The 26233-nt window shown below is 29.9% G+C and carries 17 protein-coding genes and 1 pseudogene; 2 read left to right on the plus strand and 16 right to left on the minus strand.

The window, feature by feature from the left end:
- The 4 genes and pseudogenes from CLMAG_RS28895 to CLMAG_RS28910 form a co-directional block, all read right to left on the minus strand.
- Positions 1-983, minus strand: a pseudogene (locus CLMAG_RS28895) (DUF2357 domain-containing protein); the annotation flags it as partial.
- A complete protein-coding gene (locus CLMAG_RS28900) occupies positions 961-3696 on the minus strand; it encodes an McrB family protein (RefSeq protein WP_066630839.1) in 2736 nt (911 codons plus the stop codon). The gene CLMAG_RS28900 and the pseudogene CLMAG_RS28895, both read right to left, overlap by 23 nt.
- Positions 3697-3893: 197 nt before the next feature.
- Positions 3894-5501, minus strand: coding sequence for a hypothetical protein (locus CLMAG_RS28905; protein ID WP_066630841.1), 1608 nt, complete (start codon positions 5499-5501; stop codon positions 3894-3896).
- Between the two features lie 82 nt (positions 5502-5583).
- Complete coding sequence (locus CLMAG_RS28910) at positions 5584-8025, minus strand: S24 family peptidase (protein WP_066630843.1); 2442 nt, start codon at positions 8023-8025, stop codon at positions 5584-5586.
- Positions 8026-8247: 222 nt separating this feature from the next.
- On the opposite strand from CLMAG_RS28910, the gene CLMAG_RS28915 reads away from it, so the two are divergent.
- Positions 8248-8646 (plus strand): (deoxy)nucleoside triphosphate pyrophosphohydrolase, encoded by a 399-nt coding sequence (locus CLMAG_RS28915; RefSeq protein WP_066630845.1) that lies wholly within the window; start codon positions 8248-8250, stop codon positions 8644-8646.
- Positions 8647-8656: 10 nt separating this feature from the next.
- Here the strand turns inward: CLMAG_RS28915 and CLMAG_RS34835 are convergent, their stop codons facing one another.
- The 11 genes from CLMAG_RS34835 to CLMAG_RS32820 all read right to left on the minus strand — a co-directional run bounded on the left by CLMAG_RS34835 (position 8657) and on the right by CLMAG_RS32820 (position 25339).
- Positions 8657-10228 (minus strand): DUF3427 domain-containing protein, encoded by a 1572-nt coding sequence (locus CLMAG_RS34835; protein WP_341421198.1) that lies wholly within the window; start codon positions 10226-10228, stop codon positions 8657-8659.
- Between the two features lie 56 nt (positions 10229-10284).
- Positions 10285-11556, minus strand: a complete 1272-nt coding sequence (locus CLMAG_RS34840; RefSeq protein WP_341421199.1) for a DEAD/DEAH box helicase — start codon at positions 11554-11556, stop codon at positions 10285-10287.
- 103 nt (positions 11557-11659) lie between these two features.
- Positions 11660-12037, minus strand: a complete 378-nt coding sequence (locus CLMAG_RS28925) for an HIT family protein (RefSeq protein WP_066630847.1) — start codon at positions 12035-12037, stop codon at positions 11660-11662.
- Between the two features lie 185 nt (positions 12038-12222).
- A complete protein-coding gene (locus CLMAG_RS28930; RefSeq protein WP_066630849.1) occupies positions 12223-13893 on the minus strand; it encodes a DUF262 domain-containing protein in 1671 nt (556 codons plus the stop codon).
- Between the two features lie 178 nt (positions 13894-14071).
- On the minus strand, positions 14072-14770 hold the full coding sequence (locus CLMAG_RS28935) for an OmpA family protein (RefSeq protein ID WP_066630851.1): 699 nt from the start codon (positions 14768-14770) through the stop codon (positions 14072-14074).
- Positions 14771-14818: 48 nt separating this feature from the next.
- Entirely contained in the window at positions 14819-16891 is a 2073-nt protein-coding gene (locus CLMAG_RS28940) for a MotA/TolQ/ExbB proton channel family protein (RefSeq protein ID WP_066630853.1), read from the minus strand.
- 29 nt (positions 16892-16920) lie between these two features.
- Positions 16921-19524, minus strand: a complete 2604-nt coding sequence (locus CLMAG_RS28945; RefSeq protein ID WP_066630855.1) for a dynamin family protein — start codon at positions 19522-19524, stop codon at positions 16921-16923.
- 77 nt (positions 19525-19601) lie between these two features.
- Positions 19602-20270, minus strand: coding sequence for a hypothetical protein (locus tag CLMAG_RS28950; RefSeq protein ID WP_066630856.1), 669 nt, complete (start codon positions 20268-20270; stop codon positions 19602-19604).
- Between the two features lie 410 nt (positions 20271-20680).
- Positions 20681-22579 carry a DEAD/DEAH box helicase gene (locus tag CLMAG_RS28955; protein WP_066630857.1) on the minus strand — a complete coding sequence of 633 codons (1899 nt, stop codon included), beginning with the start codon at positions 22577-22579 and terminating at the stop codon, positions 20681-20683.
- A gap of 689 nt (positions 22580-23268) precedes the next feature.
- A complete protein-coding gene (locus CLMAG_RS28960; RefSeq protein ID WP_066630858.1) occupies positions 23269-24990 on the minus strand; it encodes an ATP-binding protein in 1722 nt (573 codons plus the stop codon).
- 175 nt (positions 24991-25165) lie between these two features.
- Positions 25166-25339 carry a hypothetical protein gene (locus tag CLMAG_RS32820; RefSeq protein WP_161487059.1) on the minus strand — a complete coding sequence of 58 codons (174 nt, stop codon included), beginning with the start codon at positions 25337-25339 and terminating at the stop codon, positions 25166-25168.
- Between the two features lie 127 nt (positions 25340-25466).
- On the opposite strand from CLMAG_RS32820, the gene CLMAG_RS31280 reads away from it, so the two are divergent.
- Complete coding sequence (locus CLMAG_RS31280; protein ID WP_073393363.1) at positions 25467-25637, plus strand: H-type small acid-soluble spore protein; 171 nt, start codon at positions 25467-25469, stop codon at positions 25635-25637.
- A gap of 36 nt (positions 25638-25673) precedes the next feature.
- Here the strand turns inward: CLMAG_RS31280 and CLMAG_RS28970 are convergent, their stop codons facing one another.
- Positions 25674-26201 (minus strand): DUF5662 family protein, encoded by a 528-nt coding sequence (locus tag CLMAG_RS28970; RefSeq protein WP_066630930.1) that lies wholly within the window; start codon positions 26199-26201, stop codon positions 25674-25676.
- Positions 26202-26233: the final 32 nt, after the last annotated feature.

The raw sequence follows: 26233 nt of genomic DNA on the forward strand, positions 1-26233 counted from the left end.
TCTAAATTCATATTCTCCTACATCCTTTAAAAATGTGGAGGTTAGGTATTTATTCATTTCTTTTATAAAAGCTTCTAATTGTAGAATAAATGAGTTATCTACTCCTCTTCCCAATAGCAGATATCTTTTTCTAAGCTCCTTCAGCTTAAATAAAATGCCCTTAATAATATACTTTAAAAATCTATTTTCATTGGTATCTAAAGTTACTCTCTTATTAATTTGCAAAGCCTCTACAGGTAGAAGTTTGTCTCTTTTTCTAATAAGCTTTTCTGGTCTTTTTTCAAGCCATTTTATTGTTTCATTGGTTACATTTTTATTTTATGATAGGGAGCAATTTTCCTTTCATTAATTAGGGAGTGATGCGGTATGGCTGTAATAATATTCAATTCCTTTTTAAGTTTTTCAAAGATGTAGGTTAGAATACTGTAATATTCAGTTAAAGTTGTTCCTTTATTTTTACTTAATCCACTCATAGAATAGGTTCTTTTAAGAAAATCAAAGGCCAAATTATAAATTTCTTCATTTATGTCCTGTAAAATAGCCATATAATCTTTTCTATAATCTATTTTTGTAGGAAATACTTCTATTTGTATAATCAGATGCTCTTTGCCGTTAACCTTTATTATTAAGTCAGAATACCCTATTTCTCCTCTAAAGGTTACAATACCGCTTAAGCTGCCGCTCCTGTTTTTAGTTATTTTATTTCTTATATCTTTGTTTGCATGATAGAAGCTTATTTCTGTATCTCTGTCTTTCTTTTCTATTATTAATTCATAATTTTCATATTCAAAGAAGTAAGCCTCTTCCGTATCAATGACTAACTCATTTCCTTCTTCTGAATAAATTATTTTAAAGCCTTTGCTGTCTGTGTCCTGCTCATTTATTTCTGAATTTCTGTTTTTACCTTTTATAGTGAAGTATATTTTATCTGTTTCCAAACATAGCAGCTCTTCTTTTCCTCTACCAGAAGGTTGTAAATCCATCTCTATTAAACCTCCAAAGCATCTTTAGTATTTTTTCAGAAGATATAGGATATCTGCAGGAAGATTTTTCTTTACTGCCTTCTTTAAGTTCTTTTTTATCTTCTTTTAAATACTTGAACATTTTATCTAAAGTATCTTCATCTATGTAATCAGAGGCAAAATTACTTTTATTCATATTAGAAAAAAGTATAAATAGTTTAAGTAGACATTTTTCTATTTCACCACTGCTGCCTCCAATTCTAGGCAGTATCTTTTGTTTTATTGCATAATCTAGAGCTTTTTGAAAATCCATTATTTCTTCATTTACTGCATAAATTACATAAAAGACTACTTCATCCCTAACTCTGTAGGCAAACTGCATATCACATTCTTCTAAAATCCAATTTATAGTTTTAAGTTCATCTATAACCTCTTTAGCAGTATCCTTTTTTTCTCTGCATTGAGCAATCTTTATGTATTCTGAGCAAAGGAGTTCATTAGAATAAATCTTAGCTGCTTCTACATTCTCATCTCTATCAAAGTCAAAATCCAAATCGACCTCATTGAATTCAATAGTATTTGCTCTATCCAATACCTTCTTGCTAAAAGGAAAGGTGGTTTCGTCCATGTTTACTGTACCAATTATATATAGATTCTCTGGTATATATAAAGCTTCAAATCTTTCTACCGCTTCTAAATCTCCAGCAAAAAGCTCTTTTCTTATAAGCTTGTCTGTTTTAACTTCTTCATCTATCTTATCTCTTGTTTCCATTATGGATAATATATCGCTGAAGTAATATTCCACTCTGGCTAAATTCATTTCATCCAAACAAACAAAGTAAGGTATTTCCTTATGTTTTATAGCCTTTTTGATTATATTTGTAAGTATTCCAAGCTGAAACTTTCCTTCTATATTTCTATAGCCAATCAATTCAGATGCATCTGACCAATCTGGTCTTACAGGTATTAAATTATAAGTTCCATCCTCCCTGGAAGCTCCTATAGCTTCAGCAAATAGCTCCACTAACTTACTTTTACCTGTTCCAGAGATTCCATATAAGATTACAAATGGTTTAGTTTTTAAGGATAAGTATAGATTTTTTATAATATCCCTGCTGTATTCATAACCTTTTGCTGCTATATAATTGTAAATGTAGTCTATTACATCCTTACTTTGAAAATTTGATTCTTCTAGGATTGAAATCTTTTCTGATATAGCTTCTTCTAATTTATCAGTTTCTTCAGGATCTGCAGTTACATCATTAACAACACCTTCATGTCTTGAATCATTCTTCAACAAAATACTATTAATAAGTTTCTCTGCGTCGTTAAAACCCTTTTTCGTTAGTTCACCAAAAGCACTATTAGCTTTTTCAAGAGTGTTTTTTTGTTCTATACTTTTATCAAATTTGTCTACATATAGCGGATGACTTAAAACACTGGTCCATCTAACCCCTATTCTTTGATTATAAGTTCTGCACTCTTTAGCTTTATCCATGTTTACGCCATTATAAACAAATTTACTCTTGTCCATCTCTTCATAATACGTTTTTATTACTTCTCCAACTGCAAGTATTTGTTGGGGTTTTGCATAAGCAATTATTTTGTCACCAATTCTTATCTGTTTGGCTACATTTATTACCCGGGTTATAGTACCAGCAGTATCTAAGTTCTGTATATAACTTATTGCAGCACATTCATGTTCCAAACAATGCTGCCATACATTTGGATTTTCGCAAACGGTGTTATAAAGATAATATTTTCTTGGATCCATATTTTCTCCTAGATTTTTTTCTAAATAGTAGTTATTAAGTTTATACTTCAAAATATCCTTAAGCTCTTCCTTATCTTCCTCAATGAGTTCATCCCAAAGCTCTGTATTGAAACTTAAATATTCAACCTCATCTACATATTCTTTAAATATATAATCTTTTTCGCTTATAACATTATAGGGATTTTCATTCATTACCTTTTTTACAGTATTTATTTCTAAATTTTTTATACTCTTTTGAATTTCTGAATCAAAAGTTTCTACTGCTAGACCTTCTTTGTGTCTTTCAATGTATATTTCTTTAATATAAGAACAAACATCCTCATATATAGCTTTTCCTTCAAAATCAGCTAGTTCTAGAAGTGCTATTAGTAATACAATTTTATAAGTTTTCTGATACTTTCTATTTATGTTTTCTTCTTTATCACCAATGTATTTAAAAAATTCTTCTTTTAATGCTTTATTGTTTTCTGATGCAGCAGCTACAGTTTCCTTAGTGATGTTTTCATCTTCATTAGGTAATTCCTTAAAACTGTAGTTATCATCTGTAATTAGCTCAACTCTAAAGGTATTTAGCTTATCTGTTTTATAAAATCCAATGTACTCTTGGGGCTTTTCTATGTTGGGATTTTCTTTGTATTTGAATATGTATTTATAGCTCTTGGGTAAGTTTTCTTTTATATAATTTTTGATTTCTTTTCTAAAAAGGAATTGATATGTGTCATCTCTTTTATCTGATTTGACATTTCTAAATAATGCTTTAAACTCTTTTCCATCAACTAATATGGTAACTACTTCATTTTCTCCTCTTTGAAGATATTCTCTATTTATAGTGTTGAAATATTTATGTGCTTCATCTTTTGGGATTGTTGTACCATGTCTAAAAATTGATTTATCTACTAATTTTTTACCTAATATGCCTTCTCCATTTACCTCTATCCATCCACCTGATCTACCTTCCATAATTTCACCTGCTTGTAAAATATATTTATTATAGTCATATTAATTACTACTTTTACATAAACTTTCAAATTATACTATCATTTTATAACATATAAATGATTTTTTACAGCAAAAAATGGAGATAAATATTAACTTTTATACTAGCTATTTATATAAAGCATGTATAAAGTTAAAACTTACCTCAATTATTATTTTAGTTAATTACTAATAGTAAAATTCATCTTTACTTTATGTTTAATATTCTTGTTATTTTTTGAATGAGCATTATCTAATATATATAGTGTATATTTTTCTCCCACATCATATCCTCCTTGCGGTGGATATATTAAAATACTTTTCTTATCTTGTGAAAGCTCCATAGATACATTAACCAAATTTTCCTTACTGTCCTTTACTAAAACATTTTGTTTAGTAGTATCATCATAGCCAACTTCTGATGTAAAACTTACTGTCCACACTTTGCTTCTCTCTACTATCTTGTCATCAATTTTCCTAAAATCATCATCGTTACTTGCTTGAATTTTATTGTATACTGCAAATTCTATGTTGTCTCTACTTGATGATACTCTATTTACCGTTATTTTAGCTTTTCCTTTTTGTGGTACTATTACTGATGTATCATAGCAATTATCTTTTTGTATAGATATAGTTCCATCCTCTTTATAACTTATAAAGCTGTAACTTGAATAATAATCAGCATTGGTTAATATAGTTAAATTATTTTCTGAATCGGTGTTATCAAACTCATAACTGTCACCTTCCATAAGTTTTACATTGAATAGAGCTGTAGCATTAGTTTTTTTGCCACTTATCCACTTATCTCCAGCAAATTCTTCATAATCTTTCCCAGATATTTTCTTTGCTGTTACTATCGCTTTTCCTCCTGCTGGCACAGTTATTTTATTAATATATAGTTGTACATTTAATCCTGTTCTTTTTATATTTCCTTTGCTGTCATATGAAGCATAATCAAAAGTTGAACTTATATCATAGTCACTCATCAACTGCTTTGAATTATTTAGGTCGTTATTATCAAATTCAAAACTATCTCCTTCCATAAGCTTTACATTAAATAGCGCCTTATTACTAGCTTCTTTACCACTTATCCACTTGTCTCCAGCAAACTCTTCATAATCTTTCCCAGATATTTTCTTTGCTGTTACTATTGCTTTCCCTCCTGCTGGCACAGTTATTTTATTAATATATAGTTGTACATTTAATCCTGTTCCTTTTATATTTCCCTTGCTATCATATGTGGCATAATCAAAAGTTGAACTTATATCATAATCACTCATTAATTGTTTAGAATTATTTAAATCACTATTATCAAATTCATAGCTGTCACCTTCCATAAGTTTTACATTAAATAAAGCTGTCTCATTGATTTCTTTGACACTTATACTTTTATCTCCACTAAATTTAATTGAAGTCTTCCCAGAAGAAAGTTTTTTTACTGTTACAACTGCTTTTCCTCCTGATGGTATGGATATTTGCTTATAATAGAGCTGGGCATTTAAAGCAGTTTCTTTAATATTTCCTTTACTATCATATGTAACGTAGTCAAATGCAGAATAAATATCGTACTCAGCTGAAAGTTGTTTTGAATTTAATAGGTCACTATTATCAAATTCATAGTTTTCTCCTTCTACTAGTGTAGCATTAAATTGCGAACTGTCTTCACTTGTATCTGCTAAAATACTTTTAATTTGTATCTTATCTCTGACATTTAAGTTAGCTGATACATTAATATTGAATGATAGCAAAAAGAAACTTATTAGGCTAACAGTTATAATTTTTTTATTCAATGATAAATCCTCCCCCATAACTATACATAATGTTTATAAAATAACATAATCTTTTTCCTGTTTTAAATATACATATAGTTTACTATCCCTTCACAATCCCCACTGCAACTCCCATAACCTTAGCCTCATCACTCCTAATCTGTATCGGCTCATACTTATCATTCTCAGGTATCAACAGTACACTATCTCCCATCTTCATAAATCTTTTTAAAGTAGCATTCTCACTATCTACTGCAGCTGCCACTATATCACGGTTATCCGCAGTATCCTGTTTTTTTATAACTACCATATCTCCATTATCTATGCCTGCACCTATCATGCTGTCACCCTTAACTTTAAGTACAAAGTATTCATCACTGCTGTTAAACCAATACTTTGGTAGCCTTAAAGTGTCTTCACACTGCGCGTTCATAAAAATAGGTATGCCTGCCGCAATACTGCTATATATTTTAAAATAGGCTAATTCTTCTGCTGTATACTGTACATTTTCCTGTCCTTCTTTAACATTAATCTCATCTATAACTTCTGAATCAAAAGTAATAATATAGTCTTTCCCATGCTTTAAATCTACATATTTACGATTCTCAAGGCTTTGAGGTAACATATTTATATTAAATTCTGGTATATCACCAACATTTTCAAAATCTCTATTTATTATAATGCAATCGCTTCCATTGGTAGCTAGTCCATACTGACAGCTGCTGCAATTACTCATGTAGCTTTTTAATTGACTTACAGCTGAAACTAACGGGGTACTCGGAGCCTTTACTTCTGCAATTATATATGGAATAGTAGTGCCATTACTGTATATCTCAACACAAATATCTGCTAATCCCATTTTTGAAAAGCTGTTTACCTTATACTCAACCTTTATTAATTCCTTTGTATACTTATAATTTTCCTGTAGCTCTTTTAAAAGCCATTGCCTTACCTTCTCTTCATTTGAATATAAATCTACTATATTTTCTTTAAAATCATAGTTTTCAAAAGGTATATTGTAAAACTTGGCCAATTTGCATTTGTCCTTTATTCTCAAAAACTTAGGATTTATATCTTCTATAAACCTTGAAGGTTTGCCGCTGCTTGTAAGATATAACTGTTCCGTAGCTCTAGTCATCCCTACATAAAGGAGTTTTCTTTCCATAGACTCCTGCAACCCTTGCTCTTCTGGTTCTGAATAAGAAAGATAAGGTATTACTCTTTCATTTAGACCTATAAGTATAACCACCTTAAATTCTAAACCTTTTATAGAATGCATAGTTAACAACTTTACATTTTCGCTCTCAAAATCATCATCGCTTTTGCCTACAACTATGCTGGGTATTTTAGCACTATCAAAGTAATTTTTCATATATATAAGCTGATTTTTATTTTTTGCTACTACAACTATATCTTTATACTTATAATTTTTTGATAAAGTTCTTATTTGATTTACTACATAAGAATCCTGTTCTTCTTCATTTATAAATCTTCTGTAAATAGGATATGAACCTTGTTTGTCTATTAAGGAAGGTTTTACGAAGTTATCATCTTCTACAATATTAGTGTCCTTTTCTATTAGACTATAAGCAGCCTGCGATATTTGAGTAGTAGTTCTATAGTTTTTTGCTAAGATATTACTTTTTCCTGTCATATCAAAACCTATACTAGTAAAACTTCTTCCCTTTACAAGCCAGGAATGAGTATATATGCTTTGTGCATTATCTGCTACAAACATGAAACTTGAATATTCTTTTTCAAGTTGAAGGTGCTTTAAAAATTCTAACTGAACTCTGGTTAAATCTTGACTTTCATCTACTATTATGTGAGTGTACCTTTTTACTGGGTTTGCCTTAACCTGATGTAAGGCAATAAGAGCCATATCTTCAAAATCAATATAACCTTCTGCTTTTAACCTTTTTCTGTAAAGAAGCATTAAATTAAATATAGCCTCTCTTGTTCTAGAATTTTTCATAAGTTTTTGAGGACTTTCATTATTTTTCCTCATTGCCCTGCCTATTCTGTCTACATTTTGATATTCCTCAAGCTCCATATAGTTACAAGCTTTAATCCACTCCACTTCATCTAATAAAAATTTTGAATTTCGAGTATCTAATATTGCTACATCTGTATAAACTTTATGTAGCTCAGCAATCGCTTGGTTTATTAAGGTATATTTTGTGTTTCCAGTAATCAGATTACAATTTAACTTTTTAGCCTGCCTATAAGCCTTATAGTACTCAAATATAATTTTATCTATTGTATAAATTTCAACTTTAGACTTATCTACTGCAAATAAGCTTTGTAAATCAACTTTATCTTCATCTTGAACTTTTTCATAAATGTATTTTATATAATTTATTAGGGTCTTATTAAAAGTAACCATTAATATTTTGTCATCTGATGCAAAACAGTAGTGATTAAGTAAAAATGGTATTCTATTTACAGCTACTGTAGTTTTTCCTGAGCCCGCTACTCCTCTAATAAGACTGTGACCTGCAGGTTTTGATTGAATTAATTTCTTTTGCTCAACATTTAGCTGCATAAATTTATCCCCCTGTCCAAAATACTAAATAATAATACCAAATTAGCGTAATATATACATATTATAACGTATTTTTACTTTTTTATCAAAATATATGGTAGAGTGTAAATAAAAAACATAGGTGTTAAATCCATGTTTTTCAAAATACTTAATTTATTCACCTAAAATTGCTTTGTAAAATAGATTTGTGGTAAACTTGTCTAGAAGAGAGGTGCTATAATAATGAAAAAACTAATAAAAGTTGTTGGAGCTATTGTTGAAAATGACAATAATGAAATATTATGTGCTCTTCGTTCTCCAAAGATGTCTCTACCAAATATGTGGGAGTTCCCAGGTGGAAAAGTTGAGAAGGGTGAAAATTTGAGCCAAGCTATAGAAAGAGAAATAAGAGAAGAGTTAGGCTGTACTGTGGTGGCTTCTGATGTATTTAATGACAATACTCACGAATATGATACTTTTATAGTAAATTTAATTACTGTAAAGTGCAAATTAGTATCAGGCACTCCTACAGCTAATGAACATTCTAAACTGATATGGTTGAAGAGAGATAACTTAACTTCTTTAAAATGGGCTCCAGCAGATATCCCTGCTGTTGAGCAATTAGTATCAGAAAAGGTATAGCAAAAAATCGCTATACCTTTTTGATAAATTCTGTATATAAACTTACTGGCATTTCATTTTGCATCTTCATTTTCACAGTTATAGGTTTTTCACCATAATACTCTACTACATCACCTTTACCAATGTAGATATAAGACTGCACAATGCCATCTATTTCTTTGTATTTTCTTACAAAAGCATGTAAATTAATACCCCTATCTTTATTGAATATAATATTTTTTCCTCTTTCAGAGCTTTGAGCTGTGTTATTAGGAGTTTGCCATTGGAAATATTGCCTATCTATAAATTTATCTTTATAGTTTATTTTTTCTTCTATATTTTCATCTTTATGTAGATCTATAAATAGAAAATACTCTTTTCCATTAGTAACAAGTCCTTGTCCTCTGAAAGAACTATGGATTTTCGTAAAATTAGATAAAAGTGCTGCATCTATCATTTGATATTGTTCATATAGCTTAAAGAACGGAATTCCATAATATTTATTTTCAAACTCTTTTTCATATCTTATAATGGCATAGTTTATGATATCTTCAATATATACTCTATATTTTTTATTTTGTACTATCTTTTTAAAATCCCAGGTAACACTTAAAACTCCATCTTTTAATTCAAAGCATTTCACACTATTTCTAAGTTGTGCTGAATCATAATAAGTTCCATTCAAACAATTCAAACTGTGAAGCACACTTTCATTATCTACATAATCAACATATTTTAATATTTCACTTTTAGCCTGTTCTATATCTATCTTCTCATTGTTCAATAAATACTTTAAAATACTAAACTCATATATTCTTTTTATTGGAAGTCTGTTTGAAAGGTCCTTAAGTATTTTTAAAAATACTTCCTCTTCTAATAATTTTTTTAGTTCCTCATCCTTTTCCATCTTAGCAACAAAGCCTATATAAGTTTTTTCTTTATTTAAAAATTTTAGTGGATCTGGTGCACCGTCATATTTTATATAATCCATTAATAAATAAGGTATTTTCCCACCATTCATTTTTTTAAATTTCAAATACTCTTCCCTCAAATATTTCATTGAGTTAAAGTTTTCTTCATTTAACTGATCTAATATTCTTTCCTGTGATATTCTGTCCATTTGAATATTTGTACAGCCTGGGATATTAGCAAATTGAGTAGCAACTGCTACTTTTAAGCTGTCTTTATCATAGTATCTAGAGCCATTTAAAGCTATTGCAATTAAGAAAGCTTTATTGTGGTTTCCTATAAAATCTAATACCGTTAAAAATTCTTTACTCCCGTGTTTTCTAAGACCTCTACCTAACTGCTGTATAAATATTATTGGAGAATCTGTTGGTCTTAGCATTAAAACTAAATTAATTGCTGGTATATCTACACCTTCATTAAAAATATCCACTGTAAATATAACTTCTAAATCATCCGTATCTGATTCTAGTTTTTTAATATAACTCTCCCTTTCTTCTGGAGAATTTTCTCCAGTTAAACATACACTTTTTATTCCTCTTTTATTGAACTCATCTGACATATACTGAGCATGATCAATTCCTACACAAAAGCCGATGCACTTGCGTTTTTCTCCGTCATGGCCATAAAAGTTCATCTTTTCAGCTATAAAGTCAACTCTTTCGTTAACTTTTAATCTTTTAGTTATTTCTGCTATATCATCAATTTTGTATCACTTAAATCTATGCCCTCAATGTCTGTTATTCCAAAGTAATGAAAAGGTATTACAAGATTTAACTCTAAAGCTTCACGAAGTCTTACTTCCAAAGCTAGATTATTATTAAAAATATCAAATATACTTTCACTGTCACATCTTTCTGGTGTTGCAGTCATTCCTAAGAGAAATTTAGGCTTAAAATATTGCATAACCTTTTGATAAGACGGACTAGAAGCATGATGTGCTTCGTCTATAATAATATATTCAAATTCCTCAGGTTCAAATTGCTGAAGATTTATATTCATAGATTGTATAGTAGAAAACAGGTAATCAACATTTAAATCTTTACTACTACCTGTTAAAAGCCCTGTAGTTTTTTTCTTATTCTTTACCAATCTTTTGAAAGTCTTTTCTGCACTTCTTAAAATTTCCTCTCTATGTACCAGAAAGAGCATTTTTTTAGGCTTATAGTTTATAACATCAAAGGCTGACATATAGGTCTTCCCTGTACCTGTAGCTGCAATAACTAAAGCCTTGTTTTCTCCTGCACATCTTAATCTATTTAAGTTATCCATAGCTCTCTTTTGCATATTATTAGGTTTTATCAATTCATAATCTGCAAAATCTATTTTCTTGTTCTTTTCTACTTTTCTTAGCTCATTTATAAAGTTTTTGTAACTATCTAAAAATTCTTCATTAACAATAGCAGTATCTTCCCATAATTTTAAATACTCTTCTAATACCTCTCTTACAAAGCTGTCATCTTTCTTAGATACAACTCTAACATTCCATTCAACATTACTCTTTAGAGCACGTTGGGTTATGTTTGAAGAGCCTATAATTATTTTGTACTCCTCTTTATTTTCAAATATGTAAGCCTTGGTATGAAATCCTAAATCTTTTGTTGCTATAAAAACCTTCAAATCAATGTTGTTAAACTTATTAATCCGTTCCAATGCTTTAGGTTCAGTAAAGTTAAGATATGTCGAGGTTAATATCTTTCCTTTAATACCCTTTTCTTCTAGCTCTTTAAAACAGTCTAATAAAAGCTGAAGTCCACTAAAGTTGATAAATGCAACACTAAAATAAAATTTTTCACATTCGCTTAAACTTCTTTTTAACTCATTTAGCAGATTGCCTTCTTGAGAGTTAACTATTAATTTATTATTTATTAAGAATTCTTTCGTTTCTATTTCTTTATGTTGAATTCCTAATATTTCTAATTGTTTTTCTTTAATAATACTTTCTTCATTAGGTAGCAAATTCATTTTCTCTCCCCCACTTGGCTTTAATTTGAATTTATCTAACTATGTGTTTTTCTTTAAATTCATTAAATATTCAATATTTCTCTTTTTTAAAACAAATATTACTTTATCCATCATACTCCACTAAAGCTTGTTTCAAATGCCTTATTCCACCTCTAGGATTTTCCACATCACCTTTGTATCTTGGAATTAAATGTACATGAAGATGCTTTATTGTCTGTCCAGCATAATAACCTACATTTACACCAATATTATATCCTGCTGGTTCATACTGAACATCCAGCATTTCTTTAACCTCATGCATAAGGCTGTATATAGCTTTTATTTCTTCTTCTGTAGCTTCAAAGAAAAATGGAAAATGTCTCTTTGGTATTATTAAAGCATGACCTTCGTTTACCGGAAACTTATCCATTATTGCAAAGGCAAGTTTATTTTCTGCTATTATTTCTGATTTGTTGTAGTTACAAAATATACAATCTGTCAATTTATATCCTTCCTTTCACTCTGTACTCTATATTTCTTTAAATTATAATGCTCTTCCTTATCTGCTTTTCTTACAATATACATAATTATAGCTTCTTTTTACTTTTTTATCAAAATGCAAATAAAACCCTGTAACCACGAAAGTTATAGGGCTTTAATATGTACAGTTTATTTAAAAATACTGTTTTAATTCTTCAATAACATCTCTACAATCTCTTTCTGTCTTTCCTTCAGCACATCTGGTGTCCAAGTAGCATTCTGTTGTATAAATATTTTATTCCCATGAAATGCATCTATTCTCTGCTTTAAATATCTTTCTTTTTTCTCCTGAAAATCCAAATTACTTAACTTGGAATTTTTCTTCATACTAATTAGCACTAAATTAGCTATTCTATGCAGCCAGTAAAATCTCTGCTCTTTAGTAAAATCTTCAGCCCACTTACTATCTTCATCAGGATTCTGTGGAAGCACATGTTCTACACTTATTGTATTATATCCTGACAGATGAACTGTATTATCTCCCATTAAATATTCCACTTTTAATAGAAGGTATCTTCCAAATCTTCTTTTATATACTTCCCCATCTATTAATTGTTTATAAAACTCCATATCTATTCCAAATAAATCTTTATCCTCTAATAGGCTGTCTAAATCCTTCTGATCTGTTTTTTCAATAACACTTAAAATTCTGTTCATTGCCTCTATTCTATAGGTTGGACTTTGCTGACATACCCAATCTCCTGTAAACTTAAACTCAAGCTTCTTTAAAAATTCTATGAGCTTTTCCATTTTAAATTTACTGTAGTAATACATCAGCGGCGGTATCCAATCCTCTGATGGCAGCCCTAATTTCATAATAGTAATTAAATTTCTATACTCATTACTTAAGTGCGGATTTTCCAAATCGATTATTTCACCATATATGTTGTCATAATGCATTAAAAACTTTATAGTTTCCTTGCCCATCTCTAATTTACCTTTTTTATATACATTTGTCTCAAATTCCTCCAGCAAATTAGCTCTTGCCTTTTCCTTAACTAACATGGTTCTTATAAAAGCTAAAAATCTATCAAAGTTTTCCCCATACTTTCCCTCTAACTCTTCCCAAATTGCTGCATATTTTTTGACTTCATCTTTGTCTTTTATTTTACCTATATTAGAGGACTTAAGGATATCTGCACTGGTTAGAGGAATTCCTCTATTATTTAATATGGTAAATAACCTAAAGGCATCCTCTGTATTATCAGTTGAAACATATATAAACAAGGCATTATTAAGTAAAAAGCCTGCAAATTCTTCTAAGTTATCTTTTTCTCTCAACATATCTCTCATAGTTAACATAGCTATGGCCATATTAGCTATAGAAATGTTATTTTCTTCTGCTTTTTCATTTAACTCTTCAGATAAAGTTCCATTTTTACTTATTATGAATTGTTTTATAAACTCTTCTACATTATCTCTTATCTCGTAGGTTATCCTCTGCCTGGAAGGTATTCTTTTTAATTTATTTTCTTTTTGATATATCATACTCTGAAGTGTATTTTTATAATCTTCATCCTGAAGTAAATCTCTCATTACAGCTATAAGCATAAAAAATGTTGTTAATCTTTGCTGTCCATCTAAAACTTCGTATTCTGAAAATTCGTTGTTATCTTTTCTCTTTAACACTAAAGAACCTAGAAAATATTCATTTTCCGGCTTATTTTCAAAGGCAAAAATCAAATCATCCAAAAGCTCCGATACATTATCTTTCTGCCATACATAAGAACGCTGATATTCTGGTATTACAAACCAAAAATCCTGAGAAAAAACCTTTTGTAAAACTTCTTTATTAGCTTCTATTTTTCCACTAGCCATATAGTTGTCCCCCAAACTTGCATTATTTAATTAGTTTTATGTAAGTATTATTTATTTATTGAATTTTGCCTATAGCTAATTATATCTTGTTTTTACTTTTTTATCAAAATACAAATAAAACCCTGTAACCACAAAGTTATAGGGCTTTAATACATTCAACCTATTTAAAAATACTGTCTCACCTTTTCAAAATTTCCCCTAATTCCTTAATTGACTCCTCGTCCTTTAAGCGAAACTTAAACAATACTCTACGGGATTTATCACTGTTAACTGTACCATCTGCATTTTTAATTAATCTGCTGTTAGACTTACCATTTGCTGTAATAAGTGTTTTTAAAATATCTTTATTTGAATCATCTAGATCCTTAAATTCATTACTTAATATGTAATTTACAATACTATTTGCTCTTTTCTGTGATAAGTCCATATTATAGTTATAATCTCCTACATCATCTGTATGACCCTCTATAACTATTTCCGAAACGGAGTCACAGTATTTAGGGGAAAGAAGTACCTTCACATATTGAGGTATAAATTTGTTAAGGCTATCTTTAAATTCTGGTTTTATCTCTGACTTATTAAATTCAAATAGAACATCGCTACTAAATATTATATCTCCTGTCTTTTTATCAATATCGATATTCAATCCTGCATTTTTAAAAGATTTTCTCATGTCTTCGATAATACTTTCTCTCAATCCAATTATTTGTTCAACTCTGTGCTTTGTTAAATCTATTTCTCCCTGCTTTATGATATTACTGAAAACCAGAAACAAAAGTACAAATAATAATATAGTACTGAGTAGGTCTGTAAATGTACGCCATATATTACCATCTTCTTTGGATGTTCCTATTAATCTATTGTATTTCGTAAACATTTTATCACACCTTTATAATTAATGCTCAGGTAAGGTTTCCTGAGTATTTTATTCCTTACTTTCTTTATTTTCTTTGTTTTCAACAAGGGATTGAGTTAAATTTGTTATGGTAGCTGTAAGATAACTAATCAAATTATTTTGTTGATTTACACCATTAGTTAATTCAAGTAAGTTATGGTTAAATTCTTTATTTGTACTGCTCAGATCCTTTAGATTATTTAAGCTACCTGTAACTTGAAACAACATTGTGGTTACCCCGTTTAATTCTTCTACAACTTTTGTATATTTTTCTTGAATGCTGTCTGCAGTATTAGTCATTCCTTCATAGGTAATAGCAACTTCCTTTTCATATTCGTTAACGTATTTTATATTCTGCGAAATATCTTTTATTAGATTTTCATGGTCCTTAAAGTATTCTTTCATACTATCTTGACCTTGAGAGTATATTTTGCTCTGCTCTTCACCATGATTAATTATATGCTTTTGAATTTCTTCCATTGTACTGCTAATCGTAGTATATCCGCTTATAACCTTATCCTGTCGTTCTTCTATATTTTTAAAATATAATGATACGTCTTGGAATTTTTCTCCTATATAATTAAAGGAATCTCTTACAAAGCCTGTCTGCTTTATATATTCCCCATTAATATCTTCACAGCTTTTTATAAGATTTTCGTATTTTTCATTCATGTTTGATACAAATTCCTCTTCTTTTTCAAAAGACTGAGATAGTTTTAAAATATTTTCCGACATATTTTCTGTGAACTTATCTGAAAATAACTTAAGAGTATCATTAACATTAGTTACCCCCTCTATATACTTTATCCCTACCTCATCGTAAGAACACTTAATTTGTTCTAAGAAAGTCTTCTGCACGTAGCTTTGATCCTTAAGAGCTGCATAGAAGTTATCACTTAGTTTTCCTAATTTATCATATATAGAATTATAGCTTTGTTCTACCTTTCCCTGCTGATCATTTACATCATTTACACAGCTATCTAAGACCCCTAGTTTCGTATCTAGGCTATTCATTCCCTTATTAAATACATTTATAAATTCACTAAAGTCCTTAAACAAGCCTTCAAAGCTTTCTATAGATGAATTTAGTTGTTCATTAAAGGTACCCATATGAATAGTTGCTTGTTCAAATTGCTGTGAAAATATATAAAAGCCCTGTACAGAAGCATATATCTCCTTTATTACTTCTATTGACCTATTCATAGCAACAGTAACACTTGTATTTAATTCACTTATAGTCTTATTATTAGAAGAAGCCATGTTATTTGTAAACCATATAATTGCCTCTTTAGAATCTTCTGCAACTTTGTTTATATTTGAATTTAAAGCTTCTATAGTGCTGTTATTTGATTGTGAAAGATTGTTTATAGCTTCCTCAAAAGTCTCTTTTGTACTATTTAAACAAAAACAAATACTTTCTTTCATTTGATCAATTGAATGCTGTGTGGAATTAGACAATTTCTCCACTGCAGCAGTCACTTGATCAAATAATTCTGTTGAATTGTCAGTACGTAATTTGTTATCCATGTAGTTTTCTAATTTTGACATAACGGTTATAAGAAGTTGTTCTACATTAAATACTTTTGTAGCCACAGTAAGTATTAAAGAAAAAGTTATACCTACTATACTTGCATTAAAAGCTACTCCCATACCGGATAGTATAGGTCCTATCTTAGAAACATCAGTAGTAATATCGTTCATCTTTAAGGAGTTTAGGGACACAGTTAACCCTGTAAATGTGCCCAATACTCCCATAAGAATAAATGCAGATATGGTCATCTGTATTATATGAACTATATTTATTAGGGGAATATTTATTTTCTCAAAGATCTTGTATTTAGAAAAATAGGATTCTATATACGACTGTGTATTAACATTACTTGATGATTTTTTTATTAATTTTTCATATCCATCTATCAAATCTTTAAAAGGTTCAAAAGATTGATTTTCTATAGATTTGTTAACTTTATCTAAATGTTTATAAATTAAAGTATAAAAAGCTACATCTGCTACAAATAGTATCAATTCAATCATAAAGATTATAGCCCCAATTTTAGTGCTAAAAATCCCTTTAATAAAGAAAATTATCCCGAAATTTTCCACTTTAATCGCCCCCTTGCTTTATAAATATACTAAATAGTTGACACAACCTGGCTTAGTTCTTTTGCAATCTCTTGTCTAGTTTCTGATGTATCCCTTCTATTTCTTATATCCTCAAATTTGTTATAGTATATTTTATCAATATTTTCAGCAAGGAAATTTCTAAATTCTAAACTTTGATTTGCATCTATTTTGTCTATGATAAGATTTATCTGCTTATTTATAGTAGATAAAAAGGCCTTTTCAAGGAATGCAGCATTCAAAGTAACATTTTTTAATATATTTATTAGGTTTTGTCCATCTATATTGATTTCGTTAACTACTTCTTCTATGGTTTCTGAAAATTTAACTTCTGCTAACAGTTTTTCAATGTATTCATCTTTATTATTTATACCAATGTTATCAGCAGCAACTTCTTCTCCAGCAAAATTATTACCAGAATAATCTATAGCTGCTTTTAGGCTGCCTTTTACAGACATAAGTGCAGTAGCTTTTAATCTTGCTTCATCCATTCCATTTAGTGTGTCCATATTTAATGCAACTCTACTAATTACTGTATTTATATTCAATTTTTTATTATATATTTCAGTAGAAAAAGGTCTAAGTTCTTTTTTCCAGGTTTCCTCATCATATAAATTGTAAACTGTTGGATATTTTTTTATTGTATTTAATAATTTATTGTTTAAAACTTCATCTGAAGACTCTACTTCATTTAGAGATTCTTGAGCTAATATCACCCGTATCAATGGATGCATGTAACTAGGCTTATTATTAAAACTGTGATCATAGTAGGTAGCTAAGTTGTAAAAGTCTTGTTCTGCAACTTTGAATTTATTTTTTCTGTCAGGTGAACCTAGCGGATAGTTTATTAGTATATCCATTAAGTCTATTGAGAAATGATCTATAATAGTACTAAAATTTTTTCTGTCATAAGATACTTGGCTTGTTATTGATTCAATAAAGCTTTCCACGGACTTTTTAATATTGTTATAATATTTATTACTTTTAGAAACCTCTAGTGCCTCCAAAAACTTATTTAAAATATACTCATAATAGATCACAACTTCCTCATCTGCAAGGGAAGTAATGACCTTAGGGAAATTCTCTCTAACTTCTGAATACAGTTTTTCTCTTAAACTATAGTTTCCTCTGCCAATAGGCAGTTCCCTTGTAGATGTTTTTCTGATTCTTTCTATGATATAATTTGTAACAAATTCCTTTGTAATTGGTTTAAAAATACTTTCTACTGAAGCTCTAAAGTTTTTTGTGAAGTTGTTATCGTTATATATTTTCTCCTTCAAATAATCCTCTGCTTTTAACAATTCTACTTTTATGTTTTGAATTATTTTATTTTTAAGTTCTTCGCTTAACTCCTGTTCTTCTCTATAAAAAGTTTCGCTGCTTACATTATTTTCAGCTATAATTTTATTAAATACTTCCCTTGTTTCATCAAGATTTTTATCTATCCTGTTTTGAAGAATATAAAATCTATCTGTATTGCAGTATTCTTTTATTTCATTCTTTATTTCTTCTATGCTATCTTTCATATTAAACAATTTTAGTTTTTCTTTAGTTCCATCAGACGGGATTATATAGTTTTCTTCAAGATAAACCTGTGCTGAACCTATCAATACCCTTTGACTTTTTGCAATTCTATACACCTCAATAACATCATTCTTTAAAATTTCAATATTATTTAGAGCATCCATAATGTTATTGCAGGTATCCACCTTATTCCCGAATACAAAAAGTTTCTCTTCTATAGGAATTCCATCTCTATCTTTAGCATTAAGTAATACTTGAATTTGATTTATATTTAACTGTGGATTTTTGCAAACATCTATTATTAAAATAATTGCATCTGCATTTTGTATTTTCTCGATAGTTTGTTTTTCGTGGAGTATTGCTGGTGAGTCAAAACCTGGTACGTCGTATATTTTTATTTCTTTTGTATCCTTTAATTCGCTTGATTTGATTATAACTTTTTTTACCGCTCTTGATTTGTAATTATCTGTTATGAATGATTTGTAGTCCTGCTCTACCTCCCCTCTATTTATATAAATTGTTTCTATACCTTTATCTAAAAATTTTCTTATAATATCTTTTCCTTCAATAATCTCTTTGATATCACTGAAGATTTTTTGTTTGAAGACTTTTTCACTTTCACTCATTTGATCGTATAACATTTCTACTCTATGTATACTTAAAGTACTGAAATCCTCAGCTCTGAAGTCTTCAACTTTAAAATCCTTTAACAACTCTCTAAAGTTTTCATTAAATTCTTCTGTGCTATAAAATTCTATTTCAGCTGCATCTTCTTCTCCATACTCTAACTGTGTAGATGTATAAGTACATCTAGAAGCTTTAGAAGGTAATACATTATTTTTTACTAAAGCATTACCAAAGGAGCTTTTTCCAACATTCTCAAGACCAATCATTGCTACTTCGAATGTACCTTTGTTTAGTTTATTTATAAAGGCTTTGTTATTCTCAGTTAATACTCTGAGCTTTTCTTGTGCTTGCTTATCTATTATTGAAATAGACTTTTCCATGCTGAATACTTTCTCTATTACATTATTGCAATTTTCTAGCTTTGTTAAGTAATTCATCTTCTTTTCTTCCCAGTTACTGTTCATTCCTATCCCCCATTTTTATTAGATTTAATTAGACCTTTTCCTGTTTTTCCTTGCTTTTCTTAAATTTAAATAAAAACCTATTCAATTATTTTATAGTCAGAGTTAACATACCTGGACTTATCCTCTAATTTCTTTTTATCTTCGGCACTTTTACTACGGATAACTCCATCTATGCTACCTGCTACAGTTGTTGCTGCATCTATTCCATGTAAAATAGCTTGTCCTGCTGCTATGCCACCACCGCCTGCTGAAAGTGCTCCACCACCTACAGCTGCTAAGGTAGCCTTTGTTGCTGCTGCACCATGAAGAGTTGCAATAGCTGTTCCTGTACTAGCTACACCTGTAGCCGCCGCCACTCCCGTTACTGCTGTTCCTATTAAATCTCCCGTAGCGAGTCCTACTAATCCTCCACCTATAGCATTGCCTACTGCTCTAGCCTTATTTATTTGTTCATCACTAGCTCCTTTAGATTTTGCAATAGTTGCACCTATTTCTCCACCTGCCTTTGAGCCAAGTTCTATAGCTTTGTCCATAGCAAAACCTGCTCCTTCTGCAATAACCTTTGTAGTTCCACCTACAAATTCACCTATACCACTACCTACTTTCCTGGACTTTTCTGCAAGTTCTGGCTTATCAGCCGCTTCCGCTACCATACCTATTACTTCTCCCGTTGCCTTCAGACCATATTCAGCAACAGTTCCTGCTATACTTCCTGCATTTTTTATAAGCTTACCCATAAAGCCCACTTTACTTCACTCCTTTACTTAATATTAAATTCTACATTCTTCTAAGTAATCCATGTTATTGTCTATAAAATTCTATACTAGTTAACTATACTACTTCTCCCCTATTTCTATCATCCAAAGCTATATATCTTGATACATTTATTTACAATTCACCTCTTCTTACCAACAAAATATTATTCAATATTTTGTTTTCTCCCCAAGTCAACCACTTAATATTTCACTAAATTGTAACATGTGCACATTATAGCATATCATGTTATTTTATCAAAATATATGTAAACCAAAAACTGCTGAATAAATTGAGACAAAAAGTGTTGACATTAATAAAACATCAATACTTTTACTTTTTACCAAAGTGATTTTCATTGGTATTAATATGGCATGAACTCAGAAATATTTCCGTTAAATTATTACCTTCCAAACAACCCCATTAATTTAGAAAGCAATCCTCCCTCATTCTTTCTCTCCACAACATCATCCTTTGTGGCAGCTACCAGCTCTCTTGCATCCTCACTATTTACTGAATTGGTCTTTATCTTTGCCTTTATTAAATCTCCTACAATGTCATTATCAATACTATAAGTAACCATCAAGCCATCTCTCGCCCTTGTCATTCCAACATAGAGAAGCTTCTTAGCCTCTTCCATACTTTCTGATAATCTATCATTTATACCACAAATAAATACATGCTTGAAATCCAATCCTTTTATACTATGAATGGTGGATATATTAACTGTCCCACTATCTAATTTAAACCTTGCCTTAGTATTTCCGCTCTTGCTAATTACAAAGTAAGGTATGCCTCTATTTTTAAAAATTTCTTCTATTATGTTTAAATAGTTTGTATTTTTATAACTGCTGTGAACATAAGCTACACACATATCACCATAGTCTATACCAGATTCCTTCAGCCTTATAATATTCATGGCAATCTTATTTATCTCTTCATGAAAATCTTGGCAGTACATTAAGTCTGGCTGTCTCCCCTCTCTTAGACTGTTATCAGGTTCAACTATATAATTGTTATCTTCTTCATTTATATTATCTTTTAACAATCCATCAGATAAAAAAGTGTGAGCAAAACTTAATATCTCCTTTGTGTTTCTATAGTTTTCCCTCATTATGATTGTTCTTCCTGCCGCTTTTATACCTACAGATTTTAGAGTGTATTTTCTACTATATAAATTTTGAGCTCCATCAGAGGTTAACATAAGATGACTATGTTCTGGATTTCTTAACATCTTAACCACAAAAGCAAGCCAATCTCTTTCCAAGTCTTGTCCCTCATCTATTAGTATTGCATCATATTTTGATACACTATTTAGCATACTGTCAGATATACTTGATATATTTTCACTAATTTCCTTATCCCTAAACAGTCCACTTCTTAATTTTAATGAATTAAATATTTTATTTATCCATCCATGGAAATGTATAACCTCTACATTTTTCAACTTATCATCTACTATTGAAGTCTTTAAAAAGTTAGCAAGAGTCTTGTTATAGCATAACACCAATATGTTCCAATCCTTATGGATCTCTGCTAAATATTTAGCCCTACATATTAATATTACTGTTTTACCACTTCCTGCAACTCCCCTAATTACTCTGTGGCCATAGCCTAAACCTTTAGCATATCCTTCCTGATTTAAGTTCATTACTTTAAAAACGGCTTCACTATCTGTGGAAAGCTTTACTTCTTTAAAGAGATTACCTCTAATTCTATCAGTAATCTGCTCTGACATTCTACCAAAGTCAAATTTAACTGGTATCATATCTCTAAGCATACTTTGCAATTTTATCTTATCGATACTATATTCAAGTTCTTTTAAATCATCTGAAAACATTATGCACTTTTCATCTATTGTATTAGCAAAAGGACTGCTTTCAAAGGTTCTCCTATTTATTTTACTAAACACTACTCCACAGCCAAAGTTGAAGCATAGGTTATTTCTATATTCATCTTTGTTTTGAAGTAGCTTACTATCTTTTTTTAATTCATCTACCATATTAAACATATAGGTTCTTGCCTGTTTTAGCGGATTTGTTTTAACCCCAAGTGTATTCAAAGTGTACGAAACAGTATCCGCACTTTCTATAGAACTTAAAGCCCAATCCTTTACCTCTAAAACTACACTTCCCAAATCCGGTCCTAAAATTATGAAATCTGGATATCTACCATTTACCCTTAAGTCATACCATACTGTGTAGTCTGAAGGCAGATTGCTTTTTAATATCTTAAATAATCTTTTTTCCCCTGCTGTAGCGCTGTCCAGAGCACTTATGCTCTCAGGAATCATTACTGCCATAGTTATACCCCCATAAACCCATTAAAATATAAATTTGAATATACAGTACAAATGAAAATCTTCTTTATTATATATTTTATTCCTGTATATTCCAATAATATATACTATTCTACCATGATTAGGATAAATTTGCAGTATATTATAATTTTCAGTTCCAAATTGTTGAAATAAAAAGAACTATAAGCAGATTAATTTATAAAAAATCCACCTATAGTTCTTCTATAATAGAGCACGCAATAATCTAAGTTGCACCACTATAGATAACTTATATTACCTCACTATGATGTTTCCACCATAATAAAGCAGTTCATTACCTATAATAATGGTTTCTTCGACTATATAAAATATCTACACAACTATATATAATCTTTCGACTATATATAACCATCTCAACACTCCATATAATCTTAGCTCGACCCTATATCATAAGTTGGAACCTTAATATAATCAATTAAATCGACTATATTAAAGCTTTTCCCCACAATATAGAATCTTCCCTCTGACTATATATAAGCTATCTTTAGTAACCTATATATAATCGTTGGCCGAATCACATACACCTCTAGTTAGAAGCATATATAACTCTTGGCTCAACTGTTACATACCCTATGCTATTATAATGACCTTTTTCGGTTTATTATATGATTGGTAATGTTTACCATAATAATAATAGAACAAATTAATAATTGTCATATTAATTCCTGTTCTATTTCAATATTTACCACACAGCTATCATTTACAAATACTAATGCCCACTTTTTTAAGTTAGGAAGTCCCATTAATTCCTGAGAAGCTTTATATTTTTGAAGCTGTTCTATTGCTTCCTTTTTCTTTTCTTCTATTATTTTTTCTCCTTCTTTTTCATACTCAGCTTTTGTTATATATTTCAGTTCGAAGATTGCAAAATAGGTTGGCTCCATGTTTGCTTGCTTTAAAAGTGCTATATCTATATAACCACTATCTACCTCATATTCTGACTTTACTAAGTATATTTTACTTAAAAAGCAGTAAGCTAGGAATATTAATTTTACGTATTTTTCATCGAATTTAATGTAATCTCTGTTTGAAAGCTTATTTAAAGTTTTTTCTACTATTTTTATTAGATTGTCATTCTTGCCTTTTAACCCTATTTCTCTAATAGCTTTTGTTATTTCAGGTGTATTTAATTCATAATTTAATTCTTCATTTATTTTTTTACTAAAATACTCAAAATATAATTCCTTTATCACATAATTAGGCACTTTAAAACTTACCCCACCTAAAATAGGCTTATCTATTGTAAGTAATCCAAGATAGAACAATATAGATTTAAAATCATCTTGATCAAAATTCTTTTCTAATGAAAATCCTTCTGTTATATTTCCTTCAATTTCCTCTTCCTTTAATATATCCTGTAAAACTTCCATATTGGCATCTTTATTCTTTAAATCAAACATCCTACCAAGCTTTCCATAGTCACTAGCTATATTTTTATCTATTAAACTTTCAGGTCCTTTACCTGAATCCATGTAACTTTGCATATAATAAAGAATCATATCACTGTTAAATAATCTTTCCTTACCATTACTTGCAAACAAGTATCCATTATAATTTTTTTGAAGTGTTTCAAGTAATTCCTTTAATTCAACCTCATCTAAAGGCTTTTTAACTGTACTATCTATTAGCCTTATAACCTCTGCTTTAGTAAAGCCCATCATTTCATTAAAGGCAGGATATCTCGTTATATCCATTGCTATATTAAAGCCGCTGGTTAAGCTATCTAGAGTTATAGGACTTACCCCCGTCATAAATATTCTTTTCACTATAAATTCTGTACCCTTTTTTAAAACCTCATAGAATTTCCTTACGAAGCCTGTTTTACTTACTATACTAGAAAATAATTCTGTTTGGAAGCTTAAAAGTTCATTGGCAAAGTGGTCATACTCGTCTATTATTACATAAATTTGACCTTTAATTTTGAAACTTACCTGTGTAAGGAAATTTTCAAATATGCTTGCTGCACTGCCTTCTTGTATGTAACTTATATCCAAATTATATATTTCGATAAACTTATCAAAAGAATCCTTTATAGTTCTTATAAAAGTCTTTTCCAAATCTTCTTTTGTGTCCGTATTTAACCCTGTAAAATTAAACTTTAAAATATAATAGCTGTTTTTTTCTCTAGTCACATTCTTTCCTATGTAGGTTTCACCAAATAGCTTTTCGAAGTTATCCTTTTCATTTATATCATAATAATTAGCTAAAACTGAGGTGAAAAGACTTTTTCCAAAACGTCTTGGTCTTAAAAAAATTATATACGGTGAATGAAAATTCTCTATTTTTTCAATGTATTCTGTTTTATCTATATACAAATATTTATCTTCTATTAAATTTTTAAAATTACTTATTCCATATGGCAACTTTTTATTCAAGTTTAACCACCCCTTATACCATTCACTATTATTTCTATTATATCCTAACCTCTAGTGAACTTAAACATGCATCCATAAGTTTAAACCACTCCCTTATTAGCCACCTTCATCATCTCTGCCGGTATCTCTTCCTTTAGCCTCCACACAAAACTGATAGGCATACTCCCACTATGGCTTACATACTCAGCATATCAATAGAGTCACAGCATAGTATTTCTTTTTTTATCTCACTCATCATGTTCGGCTCCTGTTTTGAACCAGTAAAAAGTGAACTTTGAGAAAGTGATGTTACAGGCCTTACTGCCTTTGTTTCCTTTACAGCTTTAATGCTATTTATTTTTGAGTACAAAGCCGTAAGTATTTCCCCTTCTTCATCAATCCTTAGTCCAGCGATATTTTTTTCATCAGCTAGCTTGCTTAGATATTTTAATGTAGAAGATATACTTGATAATAAAATATTAAAGGAGATTGCTACTATGGATATAAACCGCGCAAATGAAATCGCTTCCTCACCAGATATGGCTAGTGTCACCTATAATGGTACACCGATTTATATCGAAAGTGTGAACCTAGACAAAGGAATGGCTTATGTATATCCTCTTAACCAACCTGATAAAATACAAGAGGTGTCTGTAGATTCTCGTTAAAATGATATTAAAGTAGCTTTTCTTCTTATTTGTGTACTACTTTAAAACCTTATTTTTAATAAAAGCTAAAGTAGCCTCTTCCCCTTCATCTGCCAGTTTATTCAAAATCAATTCCAACAATTCTGCAGCTTCCTTATGCATGATACAATAATTCTTTCCTCTATTGTAATAATCAAGAGCATCTCTATCGGTATAGTTTTCTTTTCGATAATTTTTCGAAGCACACATTCTATCTATGAACATTTCCACCACATATCTAGTTGGCATTTTCATTCCAATTAGTCCATCTGTAGGGTTTATGCCAAAATCAATCCAATATTCAAAGTGATGTTTGTTTCTTCCTTTATGGTGAAGCCATGCTTCAGAATATCCTTGTTCTATCTTTTGCACTGCATTAGGACTCATAGTTCCTTTATAGTATTTTATTCCTGCAGAAAACTCTGTCCATGAATATTTTGATAAATCATGAAGTAATCCTTGTTTGTATAGTCCAATTTTAAAACAGTATTTCATAACCAACATTTTATGGTTTGTAATTGTTTTAAAATGATTAATCCCATTCATAATTTTTTTGTTAAGCATTAATTTATCCATCC

The organism is Clostridium magnum DSM 2767 (assembly GCF_001623875.1).
Classification (GTDB): Bacteria; Bacillota; Clostridia; order Clostridiales; family Clostridiaceae; genus Clostridium_AM; species Clostridium_AM magnum.